Here is a 15,639-nt window from a genome sequence, read left to right on the forward strand (position 1 = left end):
GGCTACGACCTGATGACCGGCCTCCAGCATACCTTCGGCGGGTGACCTGCTGTCAGCGTAGAGGCCTACCATCAAGGCAGGTGCGGGAGGCCGCGCAGGTGACCGCAGGGGACACCGGGCATCCTGCCTACGAAAACCAATCGATGCGGAAAGGTTCCCAATATGCCCGATATGAACGACCCATCCTATCTGAACACCGTAGCCGAGGTCACGATCGCACCCTCCGGTCAGGGTGAGGAGCTGTCCACCTATGTGGCCCAGGTCATCAAGGTCATCAGGGACTCGGGGCTACCCAACCAGACCAATGCCATGAGCACCGTGATCGAAGGTGATCTGCACCGGGTCATGGAGGTCGTGGAAGAGGCCACACGGGTCCTGGCCGAGCGGGGGTACAGGACCGGCGTCAGCCTCAAGCTGGACATCCGCTCCGGCAAGCGGGACCAGATCCACGAAAAGGTGGAGCGGGTCGACCGGATCCTAGGCGGGGAAAACCGCTGAAAGCTCACTGTCACCGAAGATCAGCCGGGCTGAAATCGCCTGAGCAAGTTAAGGTGTGCCCATGATCACGATGAAGCAGATCGCCGAACGCACAGGCGTGTCCGTTTCCACGGTCTCCCTGGTGCTCAACGGCCGCGACAAGGGCAGGGTCAAGTCGGAGATCGCCCGAAAGGTGCGCAACACAGCCAAGACCCTGGGCTATCGGCCCAATCCCATGGCACGGTCGCTGCGCACCAGCAAGACCGGCATGCTGGGCTTCATCAGCCAAGAGGTGGCCACCACGCCATACGCCGGCGCCATCATTCAGGGTGCGCAGGATGCGGCAGCCGAGCGCGGCTATGTGCTTCTCACCGTCTCCACCGACGGGGGCGTTCGGGAAGCCGAACAGATTCAGGCCCTGAAGCGCTATGGAGTGGACGGTTTCCTCTTCGCCAAGATGTATGACCAGGATGTCGACCTGCCCCAGGCTCTGCGCTCCTGCCCTGCCGTGGTGGTCAACGCGGTGGAGCGGGCCGACCGTTGCCCCAGCATCGCGCCTGACGAGTTTCTGATCGGCTACGATGCCACCCGCCATCTGATTGAATCAGGCTGCCGCCGGGTGGCCTACCTGGGCACCACGCAGGATCTGCCGGCGCAGGAAGACAGAATGCGCGGATATCGGGCAGCTCTCAAGGAAGCTGGCTTGCCCACAGGTCAGAACTTGATCCGACTGGTCGGATTCAACCAGGAGGCCATGGATCAGACAAACGACCTGATGGACGACCAGCACCCCGATGGGGTCTTCTGCTTCAATGATTCGCGCTCCATTTACCTCTACCAGGCGGCCGCAGCCCGCCATCTGTCCATCGGCAGGGACCTCAATCTGGTGGGCGTGGACAACCACCAGGTCATAGCCGAGACCATGGCACCTCCCCTGAGCACAATCGAACTCCCCCACTACGAGATGGGCTTCTGGGCGGTGCGACGACTGCTGGCGCAAATCAACCCCCGTCGCGTTGCCCTGCCTCTGCCCGAAACCCGTGCCGTCCTGCCGCCGCTCGATCAGGCTGGCGGGGTGCGCATCCATTGCGCCCTGATCCGCAAAGGTTCCACCCGCCTCGATGCCACCTCAGACCTGGTCCCGGCCAGCGACTAAAGCCGAATCACACTCCCTCCTTAGCGCAAGATAGTAAAACAAGGTCGAATTCCGGAGGGCTTCGCGCCAATTGCCAATCGGCCAACATCCCCGCTAGCTGCTAATTGTGCTCACAGGCACGCAGAACGATTGTCAATCGTTTGACGTAAATCGATTGACGACTTACTATACCTACCAGGATTCGCTCTGCACACAGTAAGTGCATCGAACCGGAAAGCACTGCGGAGAAGCGGTGCACAACAAGTGAGGGAGGGGCAGCATGGCCGCCAAATCATCAGCATGGAGGAATCCATCATATTTGGAATCCTCTACCGGAATATTCTTCTTCTTCTGCGCCTGGGGCATCTGGTGGTCCTTCTACTCGCCATGGCTGATCAACGGCCTTGGCATGACCAACACCCAGGTCGGCAACATCTACTCCATCAACTCCGTGGGCACGCTGATAATAATGTTTGTCTACGGGGTAATACAGGACGAACTGGGGGTCAAGCGTAGGCTCGCCATCTTCATCGCGGCCATTGCAGCGCTGGTCGGACCTTTCGTGCAGTTCATCTACGCCCCCCTCATGCATTCCAACCTGATCCTGGGCGCCGTACTCGGTTCAATCGTTCTATCCGCAGGTTTCATGTCAGGCTGCTCCCTGATCGAGGCCATCACCGAGCGGTACAGCCGCAAATTCGGATTCGAATACGGCCAGTCCCGCGCCTGGGGCTCCTTCGGCTACGCCATTGTGGCTCTGATCGCAGGGTTCACTTTCAACATTAACCCGATGATCAACTTCTGGCTGGGGTCCGCCTTCGGCGCGTGCATGCTCCTGGTCTACGCCTTCTGGATCCCCGATGAGCAACGCGAGGAGATCAAGCGAGAGTCCACCCCCGAGGGCGAAAAGTCCCAGCCCTCCCTGCGCGACATGATCCATGTCCTGGGCATGCCCGCCCTCTGGCTCCTGATCGTCTTTGTGATCTTCACCAACACCTTCTACACGGTCTTCGACCAGCAGATGTTCCCCAACTACTATGCCAACCTCTTCCCCACCCCGGAACAGGGTCACGAGGTCTACGGCATCCTCAACTCCATCCAAGTGTTCCTGGAATCAGCCATGATGGGCGTGGTTCCCATCATCATGCGCAAGATCGGCGTGCGTAACTCCCTTCTGCTGGGAGCTACGGTCATGTTCGCCAGGATCGGTCTGTGCGGTTTCTTCCACGACCCGGTCATGGTCTCCGTTGTCAAGCTCTTCCACTCCATTGAAGTCCCGCTCTTCAGCCTGCCTGCCTTCCGTTACTTCACTCTGCATTTCAACCCCAAGCTGTCCGCCACCCTTTACATGGTGGGCTTCCAGATCGCCTCCCAGGTCGGCCAGGTGGCCATGTCCACCCCGCTGGGCATCCTCCACGACCGCGCCGGCGACCAGGTCACCTTCTACACCATCTCACTGGTAGTGCTGGTCGCCTTGATCTACGGCATCTTCGTGCTCAAGCGCGACGACCAGCAGGTGGACGGCGATCCCTTCATCAGGGATTCGCAGAAGTCCGCCGTGACCCAGGGCTGATCCCCATACCAACCATCATCAGGACCCATCCAACCCGAAAGGATTCAAGGATGAACCAGCCAACAACCAAGGAAAACGCCGACATGAACGCTCAACTGGACAAGGCCCAGAAGAGCATCAACCGGCTCTTCGCCACCCGCAATGACCGCTGGTATCCCCAGTGCCACATCGCCTCCAAGGCCGGATGGATCAACGACCCCAACGGCCTGAGCTACTACAAGGGGCGCTATCATGCCTACTTCCAGCTCAATCCCTACGGGAGCGAGTGGGGAAACATGCACTGGGGGCATGTGTCCAGCGCCGACCTGGTCACCTGGCGGCGCGAGCCCCTGGCCATGGCACCCACCCTGGAGGTCGAGAAGGACGGAGTCTTCTCCGGATCGGCCGTGGTGGGCGACGACGGCCGTCTGACCATCTATTACACCGGTCACCGCTGGCGCAATGGGGTCAATGAAGATGACGGCAACCTCCAAGAGCAGTGCATGGCTGTCTCCTCAGACGGCATCCACTTCGAAAAGAGGGGGGTTGTAGTCCCCTGCCCCGACGACAAGATCCTGCACTTCCGCGATCCCAAGGTGTGGAAGATGGGCGGGCTCTGGTACATGGTCTTCGGAGTCAGCACCCCCGAACAACGCGGCGAGATCTGGATGTACACCTCCAATGACATGGAGCACTGGACCTTCGACCGGGTCATCTACCGGCACCCCGACCCTGAGGTCTTCATGCTGGAATGCCCCGACATGTTCCCCCTGGAGGACAAATGGGTTATCTGCTACTCGGCCATGGGCCTTAAGCCCCAGGGGTTCGAGGCGCGCAACCACAACAACGCCGGTTACGTGATCGGTAGCTGGCAGCCCGGCGGCGACTTCCATCAGGAGACTGAATTCCACCTTTGGGATGACGGGCACAACTTCTATGCACCGCAGACCTTCCAGGCCCCTGACGGCCGTCGGCTGGTCTTCGGCTGGATGAGCCCCTTCACCGAACCCATCCCCATGCAGGAGGATGGCTGGTGCGGCCAGTTCACGGTGCCTCGCGAGGTCACCCTGGCCGGTGATCATCTGCGCTGCCTGCCCATACGCGAGTTCTCCAACCTGGACCAGGACCAGCAGGACTTCGGTCCCATCGAGCTGGAGGTCAACGGCAGCCGGGATCTGGTGGACGATGCGCAGACCGCTGACATCAATATGGAAATCGACCTGAACAAGTCCCAGGCCGAGCGCATCGGCCTGGAGATTCATCGGACCCAATCAGGTGACCACACGCTGGTCTGCTATGACGACCAGCTGGGCCGCGTGGTGCTCGACCGCCACTGCAACACCTACGGCGACCGGGGTTACCGCACAGCTCCCGTCGACAAGTCCTCGGGCAAGCTCAAGCTGCGCATCATCGTGGACCGGGGCTCGGTCGAGGTCGTCATCAACGACGGGCTTGAGATCATGTCCTCCTACTCCTTCCCCGCCGAAGGGCCCCGCGGCATCCGCCTGATCGCCGAATCAGGCGAGGGCAAGGCCCTGGTCGACTCCCTTTCCATCGCCAAATTGGACACCATCTGGGAAGAGCCGGATCGCTGATCCAACTCTTCGACATGGAAAGGGCCCGCCCCCTGAAATCCCTCAGGGGGCGGGCCCTTTATCTTGCAAGCATCGCCTTCAAGCAGCCATGGTCAGAACCAAAGAATCGGAGATCCTAGAAGAGATACCGGTCCTTTCACAGTGACTCCTTGCCATAGATAGTCAGCCATGACTCGGTCTCAGACCTTTGAGCTTCGGGACCGGAAGCCTGTACGAGGCCGCGTCAGCCCCGGTTTTACTTGCCGATCTTGACCAGCAAAGCCATAAGTCCGGAGGCGATGGCCGCCGCACCCATGAAGAGGAAGGCTCCGACGAAGGAGCCGCCTGCGGCCTTGACCAGGTAACCGATGATCATGGGGGCCAGGAATCCGCCCAGGGTGCCGCCGGTATTGATGATGCCGATGGCGGAGCCGATGATGTGCGGGTCCATGATCTTGTGGGGCCAGGTGAAGATGCCGGTGAAGGCCACCACGGAGACGCAGGATACCAGGATCAGCAGCAGGAGGGAGAGCCAGATGCTGCGCGAGAAGACGAAGCAGACCACCAGGACGGCACTGATCACCCCGGCGCCCAGAATGGCCACCTTCTCCCTGCCCAGGAAGAGCTTCGAGAGCAGCTGACCGGCATAGATGGTGGCGACGGTCGTGAAGACCGCATTGACCGCCAGCAGGATGCCGGCCTGGCCAATCGTAAGGCCGAAGGTGTTCTTTATGAAGGTGGGCATCCAGGAGATATTGCCGTACAGGAGGATGTTGAGCAGAAGCATGGCCACGAAGAGGACCAGCACGTTCCGATTCTTCAGAACCTCCAGGAACCCTGCACCCTTGGTTCCGGGCTTCTGGTCAACCTCGGGCTGGCGGGGCTTGGAGGGCACGAAGATCAGGATGCAGACAAAGGCCAGTAGATAGAGGGTGCCCAGCACGGCGTAGGCCAGGTGCCAGTTGATGGCGACCAGGTTGGCGCCCAGGACGAAGGCCAGAATGCCGCCGATGCCCGAGGTCGACAGAATCAGCGATTGTACGAAGGTACGCCTTTCCTGGGGGAAGTTCTCCGCAATAGACTTGGAGCAGGAGGGCGGGTAGCCGCCGTGGCCCATGCCAGCGAAGAACCGGACGATGATGAAGAAGGCCAGACCATTGGCCAGGCCGAACAGGTAGCTGAACAGACCGATGATGATCATCGAGGCCATCAACACACGCTTGGCCCCAAGCCGGTCGGCCAGCCAGCCGCTGGGTATCTGCATGAGCGAGTAGCCCAGGAAGAAGGCCGACATGATGATGCCTGTCTGCCCCGAGTCCAGGTGGAACTGCTCAGAGATGGGGATGATGGCGGTCGAGATCATGTTCTTGTCCATGTACACGATCGAGTAACCGGCCATCAGGGAGAAGATCAGCGTTCCGCTCGCCGTTTTTGAGGATTGCTTGATTGCCATTGGTCTGTCATCCTTCAGTCGAAGCCGTCCGCCGCCGGGCAAAGTGATCCGCATGGATCACTGGGGCCGGCGGCAGCCGAACGGTAGGTAGGTCAGTGGGGCATCACATCGTCAGGGATGACGACCTTGTACTCCTGGCCGGCGAATGTCTTGTCGAAGTCCTCCTTGGCGGCCTTGACCAGGTCCGGGTTGGTAAACGCATCGTAGGCGGTCAGAGCCAGGGTCTTTCCTGCTGCCAGCAGACCCTTGTGGGCCACCGAGGACTTGCCGTTGGCCGCCCACTGCCAAGAGTGAGCAGAGGTGCCCTGGGGCTCGAAGCCGCCGCTGAACTGGGCGGTGGGCGTCTGCCAGCTGACATCGCCGACGTCGGTGGACCCCGATGCCGTATCGGTGAAGGCCAGCGGATACTTCTTCAGGGCCATGGTGGACTCGGCCATCTTCCTGACTTCCTCATCCGAAAGATCGGGGAAGGCCTCCTTGGTGCGGCTGAGCACCCGCTGCTTGCCGGCCTCGGGGACCGTGTCCGTATAGCGGCGTTCGTAGTCCAACTCCTGCTGGTCCAGGGGCAGGGGGCCGACGAGGTCCAGGTTCCTGTCTATGGCCTCGGTCAGCGGATGGTTGGGGATGAAGTTGTAGCAGGCCGCGTCGAACTCCTCCTTGACCTGGGTCTCGGTCATCAGAGCCGCACCCTGGGCGATCTTCTCCACACGCTTGAACAGATCCTGAGCCTGGTCCATCCTGGGGGCGCGCACGAAGTAGTAGAGCCGGGCGTGGGATTGCACCACATTGGCCGACTCGCCGCCTGCGTCGATGAAGGCGTAGTGCACGCGGGCCGCATCGATCATGTGTTCGCGCAGGAACTGCACGCCCACGTTCATCAGTTCAGCGGCATCCAGGGCGCTCCGGCCCAGCTCAGGAGCCGCAGCCGCGTGCGCCGGCACGCCGGTGAAGTCGAAGTAGGCCTGCAGGACAGCCAGGCTGGAGGAGCCCCAGGCCTGGGTCACATCCGAGGGATGCCAGGACAGGGCCAGGTCCAGCCCGTCGAAGACCCCATCCCTTGCCATGAAGGCCTTGCCGTAGCCCGACTCCTCAGCCGGGCAGCCGAAGACCTTGATGGTCCCCTTGAGCCCCTTCTCCTGCATGAAGGTCTTGATCCCGACTCCGGCCGCTACAGCGGCCATGCCCAGGATGTTGTGGCCGCAGCCTTGCCCATTGCCGCCCTCGACCAGTGGCTTGTGCTCGCCCAGATCAGCAACCTGGCTGAGGCCTCCAAGGGCGTCGTATTCGCCGGTGATGCCGATCACCGGACGGCCCGATCCCCAGGTCGCCACGTAGGCATAGTCCATATGGCCCACGCCCTTTTCGATGTCGAAGCCCTCCTGCTCCAGCACCTTGTAGTGCTGCTGGACCGACTCCTTCACGGCAAACCGGGTCTCGGGGGTGCCCCAAATATGGTCGGCGGCCTCGATGAACTCCTGTGACTTATCTTCGATGATCTGCATAATGCGCTGCTTGTCGTCCACGCCTGTCACTCCTTCGCTTCGTTTGCTGCCCTGATTTCCACAGCAGACATGGCTTGCTCCGCTGCGATATGACACAGACTACCTTTCAAGGGCATTACGAGAGTGTTCAGACGTGTAAATTTGGACGACTATGGCTAACCTCACAAAATCGGAGGCCTCATCTGCTTTAGGCTTGGTTTTAGGCTTGGTCCACGCCGCCGAAGCGCCTGTCCCGGTGGATGTAATCGTCGATGGCCCGCCAAAGCACCTCGCGCCCGCAGTCGGGGAAGAGCTCGGGTACGAAATCCAGCTCCGCATAGGCCGCCTGCCAGGGCAGGAAGTTGGAGGTGCGCTGTTCCCCCGAGGTGCGCAGGACCAGGTCGCAGTCCGGTATGTCTGGGTTGTAGAGGTGCTGGGCGATCATCTTTTCGGTGACCTTGGAGCCCTTGATATGCCCGGCCGCCACCTCCCGGGCGATATCGGTGGCTGCATCGGCCAGCTCAGCCCTGCCCCCGTAGTTGATGCAGAAGATCACATCGATCCTGGTGTTGTGCCGGGTGCGCTCCATGGCCGCCTCCAGCTCGTCGATGACCGACTTCCAGAGCCGGGGCCGACGGCCAGCCCAGCGCACGCGCACCCCCCAGTCATCCATTTGGGCCACCCTACGGTGGATGATGTCCCGGGAGAAGCCCATCAGAAAGCGGACCTCGGCCGGCGAGCGCTTCCAATTCTCCGTGGAGAAGGTATATAGGCTCAGATATCGGACCCCGGCCTCGATGGCTCCGGCTATGGTGTCGAAGACCACCGGCTCGGCGGCCCGGTGACCCTGGGTGCGCTCCATGCCCCTCTGCTTGGCCCAGCGGCCATTGCCGTCCATGATCACACCCAGGTGTCGCGGGACTGAGCCCTCGGGGAAGTGCGGGATACGAGCGGGATCGGAGAAGGGGGCTGCAGGCACATCCAGGGAGGTGTAGTCGACGGGGTCAAAGCTCATGCTTCAAGAATCTAATAGCCTGAGGGATCTGATGGGCCGCTCCAGGTAATATTCGCCCCATTTCTCGACAAGACCGTCGCACAGGGGGGTGGAACCCTTGCCGTCCAGCTTGGACCAGTCCCCGGTGCTCAGCGCCCGGAAGCGTGTCAGGGTGGCGGGATCCACTGCCACGGCGTCGGTAGGCCTGTCCCGACTGCAGACCACACCGCCGCCGGGCACCGAGAAATGGGTCAGCTGGTCGGTTCGGCCGCAGACGATGCAGGAATCCAGCCGGGGCCTCCAGCCTGCCAGCGCCAGGGACCGGAGCAGGTAGGAGGCGCCGATGTCACGGGGTCCATGCCGGTGACCTGCCAGGCTGGCCAGGGCGGAGACCAGCAGACGGTATTGCTCCGGGGCCGGCTCATGCTCGCCCACCACCAGCTTGTCGGCTGTCTCAAGCATGACGCCCCCGTTGGCGTAGAGGTCATAGTCGGCGCATATGGCATCCGCATAGGCGGCTATGCAGACGGCCTGGGAGACGATGTCCAGGTTGCGGCCGCGGGAGATGAGCAGATCGTCACGCATGAATGGCTCCAGCCGTGCGCCGAAGCGGGACTTGGTCCGTCGTACCCCCTTGGCCACGGCCCTGACCTTGCCGTGCCCCCTGGTCAGAATGGTGACGATCCGGTCGGCCTCGCCCAGTTTGACCGTTCTGAGGACCAGGCCCTCGTCACGATAGATGGCCACGACGGTCCCGTCCTTTCATTGGTAGATGAACAGGCCCCAGAAGGCGAAGATCAGCAGGACCCCGAACATGGCCAGGGTGGTGACGACGAAGAGGGCAACGCCAAAACGGGTGGAGGCCAGCACAGGCCTGGGATCCATGCTCCGCATCTGCTGGCGCAGACTGGGGCCGCCGGCCTTGCTTGTGCGCACCTGGTCGGGCAGCCGGTCCAATCCCCTCAGGGAGGCGACTTCGACCATGCGGGCAAAGGTGCGCGACCAGGCCCAGATGACCAGGGCGCAGACCACCTGAATGACCGGCCAGCTCCAGTAGCTGACCCCGGCCTGATCGGGCACACCGCCCCACCCCAGTCGTACCACCGCCATGATGACCTGACCCAGACCAGCTCCGAAAAGGACCAGGGTAGCCAGGGTGGTGCCGGTGATGGTGACCAGGGTGCCGCCGAAGCCATGGCTGAAGCCCAGGACCGGGTCCTTGCGTCGTCGCAGGCGGAACAATTTCATCACACCGGCCACCAGGGCCATGACCAGGGCCGCCAGCAAAAGCACCAGGGTCAGCAGGTGCAGGACCAGCATATAGATGGTCAGCGAGCGCCGCCCCCGCAGGTCAGTGGGCACGGCTATGGACTGGTGGATGGTGGCCCCGCCCACGCTGGGGCTGGTCTGATGCAGGCCATGGACCTGGCCCACCGCCCAATCGATCATGTCCTGCTGGTAGTGGTCGGCCAGGGGCGTGCCGGTCCGGGCCTCATCCCCCAGCCGCAGCACATGATTGGAGACCGGGTAGGAACGCACCGTGACGTTCTCGTTGCCGGAGGCGTGGGCCTGGGACAGCACGCGCTGCACCCCCTCCACCTGGGCGGTCATCACATCCTTGGCCCCGTAGGCCAACAGGGTGGGAATGGCATAGGTGTAGCGGTCGGTGGGATCGATGTCCAGATTGTTCAGACCCAAGAGGGAGGCATCGGTGCTGAAGAGCCGACGGACCACCGACTGGTAGCCCTGGTTGGCCCCGGCGATGGCGAAGTCCTGTGCCACGAAGAAGCCCATGGCGTGCCGCGGGGAATAGACCATGGGGCTCAGCAGGATCTGGAAGGCGATCCGGTGGTCCATGGTCAGCAGCATGGCGGCGATCCAGGTACTCTCGCTGGTGGCATAGATGCCTACCTTGGATGCATCCACATCATCCCGGTCGCGCAGCAGGTTGGCAACCCGCTCGTAGGCCTTGGCCGAAGCGGGATAGTCCCGGTCGGCATCCGTGGTGGACCAGACCGGCTTGTCCAGCACGGCGGTGACGAAACCGGCAGAGGCCAGGGTCCGGGCCACGTCCCCGAAGGAGTTGTCGCAGGTGCCATATCCGGCGCCATGCATGAAGACCACTGCCGGCCGATTCCCTGAAGCCCCCTTGGGGGTGCGGATCAGAATCCGGATACGCTGGTGCTCCCCAGTGGCGGGCCTTTCCACGCTCAGTTCCTGGTGACGGGATTCGACCTGGTACTGCCCCACGGTATCCCTGTCAACCCCGGCAGGCCAGTCGAAGGTGACCGCGGTGTCCGGAGTCAGGGTGGGAAAATTCTGATCCACCGGTTCGTATTTCCAGGGAACGGCGGTCAAGTGGGAGACAGAGGCCAGCAGACCCATAAGGATGATGAAGACGGGCAGGCTGGTCATCAGCCGCCTGACCCTGCTCCACCCGCTTGCAGGGAGGGAACGCTCAACCTCTTGGGACACGTCGGTCATTGTAGCCGGTGGCGGGGATGGCGCTTACGCCCTCAGCTGGCACGGCCGGTGACCGGGACCACCATGGGTCCTGCCTCCGGCAGGGTTTCACCCTCGGCCGCAGCCTTGGCATCCATCTGGGCGGCGATTTCCTTGGCCCGTTCCAGCAGGGTGGGGACAATCTGGTCCTCAGGCACGGTCTGCACCACCTTGCCCTTGATGATGATCTGACCCTTGCCGTTGCCCGAAGCCACTCCCAGGTCGGCCTCCCTGGCCTCGCCTGGTCCGTTGACGATGCAGCCCATGACAGCTACCCGAATGGGGGCGGTGATGTCCTTGAGCCCCTCGGTGACCTCCTTGGCCAGCTCGATCACGTCCACCTGGGCCCTGCCGCAGGAGGGGCAGGAGATGATGTCGAAGTGGCGCTGGCGCAACCCCAGATATTCCAGAATCTTGCAGCCCACCTTGACCTCTTCCACAGGCGGCGCGGACAGGGAGACCCTGATGGTGTCGCCGATGCCTTCGGCCAGGAGCGCGCCGAAGGCCAGGCAGGACTTGATGGTCCCCTGCCAGGAGGGCCCGGCCTCGGTCACGCCCAGGTGCAGGGGCCAGTCGCCCTTGGAGGCCAGGAGCCTATAGGTCTGGACCGTGGTGACGGGATCGTGGTGCTTGACGGAGATCTTGAAGTCGTGAAAGCCCACGTCCTCGAACATATGGGCCTCTTTCAGGGCCGAGGCGACCAGGGCCTCGGGGGTGGGGCCGCCGTAGCGGGCGTAGATGTCCTTGTCCAGGCTGCCGGCGTTGACGCCGATGCGCAGGGAGATGCCCGCGTCGGTGGCCGCCTTGCAGATCTCGGGGCCGACCTGGTCGAACTTGCGGATGTTGCCCGGGTTGACCCTGACGGCTGCACAGCCGGCATCGATGGCCTGGAAGACGTACTTGCTCTGGAAGTGGATGTCGGCGATGACCGGGATGGGCGACTTCTTTGCAATGATGGGAAGCGCGTCGGCATCGTCCTGGCTGGGTACAGCCACCCGCACGATATCGCAGCCGGCGGCGGCCAGCTCGGCGATCTGCTGCAAGGTGGCGTTGATGTCAGCGGTGACCGTGTTGGTCATGGACTGCACCGAAATCGGGGCTCCCCCGCCGACCGGCACAGACCCCACCATGATCCGACGGGAGCGGCGACGAGGATGCAGCGGAGTCTGGCTGATGGCCTGCTCGCCTGTCTTGCGGAACCCCTGGGAGGATGTCGACTGTTCGGTCTTGGGAATGCTACTCACGCTGTCATGTCTATCAAAGCATCAGCCCTTTGGCGTGCCTCATGCTCGACTTGCTCCATTACCTCCACGGATGTGAATGTTCCCGGAAGATGCGTTTCCATGGCATCCATGACCGAACGGATGGTTTCGACGATGCTTAGGTAGGGCAGCCGGTGATCCAGGAAGGCCCTGACCGCCTGCTCGTTGGCGGCATTGAAGACCGCAGTCATGGGCTCGCAGCTGCCCAGAGCCCGCCTGGCCAGGTTGACCGCCGGGAAGGCCTCGTCGTCCAGGGGCTCGAAAGTCCAGGTGCTGGCCTTGGACCAGTCGCAGGCCGCGGCCACATTGTCAAGACGGGCGGGTGCCGACAGGCCCAGGGCGATGGGTAGACGCATGTCAGGAGGCGAAGCCTGGCTTATGGTGGCCCCATCCTGGAACTGGACCATGGAGTGGACCACGGACTGGGGGTGGACCACCACGGTGATCCGTTCGGGCTCGATCCTGAAGAGCCTGCTGGCCTCGATGACCTCCAGACCCTTGTTGACCATGGTGGAGGAGTTGATGGTGACCACCGGACCCATGGACCAGGTGGGATGGTTCAGGGCCTGCTCAGGGGTGACCTCGCGCATGGCTTGGCGGCTCCAGCCCCGGAAGGGACCTCCCGAGGCGGTGACCACCAGACGGGCCACCTCCCCATGCTGCCCCGAACGCAGGGACTGCCAGATGGCCGAATGCTCGGAGTCGACCGGGTTGATCTGGCCCGGCCTTATCTCGGCGTCAAAGAGCAGATGGCCGCCCGCCACCACGGACTCCTTGTTGGCCAGAGCCAGCTGGGATCCGGCCTGCAGAGCCGCGATGGACGGACGCAGACCGACTGATCCGGTGATGCCGTTGAGGACCAGATCGCTGCCGGAACCGGCCAGAGCCTGGACCGCCTCCATGCCTGCCTCTACATGGATACCGGTCAATCCCAAGGCATTGAGAGCCTGCTGCAGGGCCGGAACCTGGGCCTTGTCGGCCAGAGCCAGACGGGTCACGCCAAAATCGCGGGCCTGGCGGGCCAGGAGCTCGACATGCGCGCCACCTGCGGCCAACCCGGTCACCTGGAACCGATCCCTATGGCGACTGATCAGATCCAGGGCCTGAGTGCCGATGGACCCCGTGGATCCCAGGATGACCAGACTGCGAGACCGATCGGCATCGACCCTGGGCGACCAATCCACCAAGGTACGTTCTCTTTCGACTGACAAACCGTCCTGCCTGCCTTCACTGCCTGTATTCATTGCTGTCAGATGACTCATCGACCGCCTTTATCCTGCTCCCCCTCGTCGCCGAAGGCCGGGAAAGAAATATCGGGGATGTCCAGATCCATCTTGGGCAGATCCTGGTTGAGCAGCGAAGCCAGATAGGAATCCGGGTCCTGGTCCTGCTTGTTCCCCTGTGTGTTTTGCGAATACCGGGGCTTGGCCCAGTCGGGCGTATCCGTGCTGCTTCCGGCTGTCTCAGCCCAGGGACGCTCCTGGGCCTCAGACGCCGCTGGCGCTGGTTCCTCATAGCTGCCCAGGGGTCCACCTGCGCCCAGAGGACCATCTACGAAGGGCGAGGAGATGATTGAGGTGGACCCGGGTGTAGACGAGCCGTCAGCATCAGCCCCTGTCGTCGAGGGAGGCACTGGCGATTCCGGCCCTGTTGTGGAGGTGAAGAAGGCATCCCCTGCCGAAGTAGGCGGGGTGGAGGCTACGGGTGCCGAAGGGGTCGGCTGGAATACAGCAGGCTCAGGAGTCTGTGGTGCGGAGGAGGGCGAAGAAGGCGCCACCGGGTTGAAAGGCACGGATTGAGCAGCCGACGCGGGTGCCGCGGACGCTGCAGTGGGAACCACAGGATTGTGGCTGGTTGGCGCAGGGGTCGACTGGGCGGCCGCAGGCGGCACGGAGGCGGGCATGACCGATTCCTGTTGACCGGAGACAAAGGGATTGGCAGGGGTGGGATTGGCTGAAGCAACGGGGGCTGGGGCTCCGCCGCTGACGCCTGCTGAGGAGGCAGGAGCAGCTGCCGCCGATGCTGCCGGGGCCGTACCAGCGGCTTCCTGGGCCAGCCGCTGGTTGACCGCCGAAGCCAGAGCACTCAGGGAACTGTTGGGTTGCGCCGTCGGCGCCGTAGATGCCGTCTGCGGACTGGCTGCCGGAGCCTCGAAGATGGCCCGCTCTGCCTGGTGCAGTTGGGCGAAATCGTCCTGACTGCCCTGATCGCCTGCGACAGCGGAAGCATTGGGGATGCTCCAGGCGGGTGCCTGGCTCTGTCCGATCAGTGGCTGAACGCCCGAAGCTGAAGGGTCCTGAACCGGCATCTGCGACTGCGCGGGAACAGCAGCAGGCGCCGTTGCATTGGCTCTGTCCCTCTTGGCCCTTTCGCTGACCCTGGCAAAGGACTCCAGTTGCTCCAGAAGCTCGACGGCCTTGGCCAGGAAGAAGTCCACCTGGCGCTCGTCATAACCCTTGGGCCCCCGACGCTGGGTGAAGATGACATTGGAGACGCGGTCAGCCGTGATGTCGGTGTTCCTCGACTTGCCCGAATCCGTCTTCCGCCCCTCCTGCAGGTTGAGCTGGTCAGAAGTCTTGTTGAGGACCTGCTCGATCAGCCGCTCGACCTGTTTGCAGTCGTATGAGGGCATGCCAGGATCCCCACGCTTGAAGACGCTGCCCGAGGGCCTGCCGGCATGGGTGGTCAGCTCCGATTGCAGACTGACCATTCTGGTCGTCCAACCATCCACGCCCACCCGGGCTATCTCCAGGCTGGTCTGTCGGTCGGAAATCACCCTCTCCAGCCGCGAGAGGGCGGCATCCACCTGGGTGATGATATAGCCGTTCTTGCACAGATCAAAGGAGGCGTTGGCTATCTCCTCCTGGGTCAAATCGGGGTCCTGGCTCTCATAGAGCGAGTGAGCCCGCTCCAGGAAGGCGTCCACCTGCTTGGTGTCATATCCCCACTTGCGCTTGCCCGAGCGCGCGATGGTCGCCTCGGTTCCACGGGCATCAGGCTTAGCTGACATCAGGCATCGACCTCCTGACCTTTCTTGCCAACGATCGTCGTGCATCGATTCTACGTGAGCGCTAAGACGCGATTCCGGGCATGCCCCCTGAAAACCCCTGTGGTCCCGCCCGGACTCGAACCGGGGACATCCACCGTGTAAAGGTGGCGCTCTAACCAACTGAGCCACGGGACCAGCACACTACCTTAGCAGAATACAC

The 15,639-nt window shown here is 62.7% G+C and carries 12 protein-coding genes and 1 tRNA gene; 4 read left to right on the forward strand and 9 right to left on the reverse strand.

All coding sequences use genetic code 11. The annotated features are described in order from the left end of the window. Nucleotides 1-162: 162 nt before the first annotated feature. From AACP62_RS05015 to AACP62_RS05030, 4 genes are all read left to right on the forward strand, one after another. Nucleotides 163-498 (forward strand): MTH1187 family thiamine-binding protein, encoded by a 336-nt coding sequence (locus AACP62_RS05015; protein WP_198205993.1) that lies wholly within the window; start codon nucleotides 163-165, stop codon nucleotides 496-498. A 61-nt stretch (nucleotides 499-559) separates the two neighbouring features. Next, complete coding sequence (locus AACP62_RS05020) at nucleotides 560-1,633, forward strand: LacI family DNA-binding transcriptional regulator (protein WP_339346801.1); 1,074 nt, start codon at nucleotides 560-562, stop codon at nucleotides 1,631-1,633. Between the two features lie 259 nt (nucleotides 1,634-1,892). Continuing rightward, the gene (locus tag AACP62_RS05025; protein WP_339346803.1) at nucleotides 1,893-3,185 is read left to right on the forward strand and encodes an MFS transporter; all 1,293 of its coding nucleotides are present in this window, start codon (nucleotides 1,893-1,895) and stop codon (nucleotides 3,183-3,185) included. Between the two features lie 50 nt (nucleotides 3,186-3,235). Then, nucleotides 3,236-4,759, forward strand: coding sequence for a glycoside hydrolase family 32 protein (locus tag AACP62_RS05030; protein ID WP_339346805.1), 1,524 nt, complete (start codon nucleotides 3,236-3,238; stop codon nucleotides 4,757-4,759). Between the two features lie 235 nt (nucleotides 4,760-4,994). Here AACP62_RS05030 and AACP62_RS05035 read toward each other — a convergent pair whose 3' ends face one another. The 9 genes from AACP62_RS05035 to AACP62_RS05075 all read right to left on the reverse strand — a co-directional run bounded on the left by AACP62_RS05035 (nucleotide 4,995) and on the right by AACP62_RS05075 (nucleotide 15,614). Beyond that, a complete protein-coding gene (locus tag AACP62_RS05035) occupies nucleotides 4,995-6,191 on the reverse strand; it encodes an MFS transporter (RefSeq protein ID WP_339346807.1) in 1,197 nt (398 codons plus the stop codon). A 92-nt stretch (nucleotides 6,192-6,283) separates the two neighbouring features. Continuing rightward, nucleotides 6,284-7,714: an amidohydrolase gene (locus AACP62_RS05040; protein ID WP_339346809.1), complete on the reverse strand. Its 1,431-nt coding sequence runs from the start codon at nucleotides 7,712-7,714 to the stop codon at nucleotides 6,284-6,286. 178 nt (nucleotides 7,715-7,892) lie between these two features. After that, complete coding sequence (locus AACP62_RS05045) at nucleotides 7,893-8,687, reverse strand: isoprenyl transferase (protein ID WP_198176716.1); 795 nt, start codon at nucleotides 8,685-8,687, stop codon at nucleotides 7,893-7,895. Nucleotides 8,688-8,690: 3 nt separating this feature from the next. Continuing rightward, nucleotides 8,691-9,413, reverse strand: a complete 723-nt coding sequence (gene recO / locus AACP62_RS05050) for a DNA repair protein RecO (RefSeq protein WP_198219698.1) — start codon at nucleotides 9,411-9,413, stop codon at nucleotides 8,691-8,693. 15 nt (nucleotides 9,414-9,428) lie between these two features. Next, complete coding sequence (locus AACP62_RS05055; protein WP_339347304.1) at nucleotides 9,429-11,081, reverse strand: alpha/beta hydrolase family protein; 1,653 nt, start codon at nucleotides 11,079-11,081, stop codon at nucleotides 9,429-9,431. Between the two features lie 101 nt (nucleotides 11,082-11,182). Continuing rightward, the gene (gene ispG, locus AACP62_RS05060; protein ID WP_198186904.1) at nucleotides 11,183-12,412 is read right to left on the reverse strand and encodes a flavodoxin-dependent (E)-4-hydroxy-3-methylbut-2-enyl-diphosphate synthase; all 1,230 of its coding nucleotides are present in this window, start codon (nucleotides 12,410-12,412) and stop codon (nucleotides 11,183-11,185) included. Next, complete coding sequence (gene dxr / locus AACP62_RS05065; protein WP_425332910.1) at nucleotides 12,409-13,641, reverse strand: 1-deoxy-D-xylulose-5-phosphate reductoisomerase; 1,233 nt, start codon at nucleotides 13,639-13,641, stop codon at nucleotides 12,409-12,411. Before dxr ends, ispG begins: the two co-directional genes overlap by 4 nt. A 47-nt stretch (nucleotides 13,642-13,688) precedes the next feature. After that, entirely contained in the window at nucleotides 13,689-15,440 is a 1,752-nt protein-coding gene (locus AACP62_RS05070) for a DivIVA domain-containing protein (protein WP_339346813.1), read from the reverse strand. Between the two features lie 100 nt (nucleotides 15,441-15,540). Then, a tRNA-Val gene (locus AACP62_RS05075) sits at nucleotides 15,541-15,614 on the reverse strand. Nucleotides 15,615-15,639 lie beyond the last annotated feature (25 nt).

The sequence above is a fragment of the Bifidobacterium apis genome (genome assembly GCF_036986835.1).
GTDB lineage: Bacteria > Actinomycetota > Actinomycetes > Actinomycetales > Bifidobacteriaceae > Bombiscardovia > Bombiscardovia apis_A.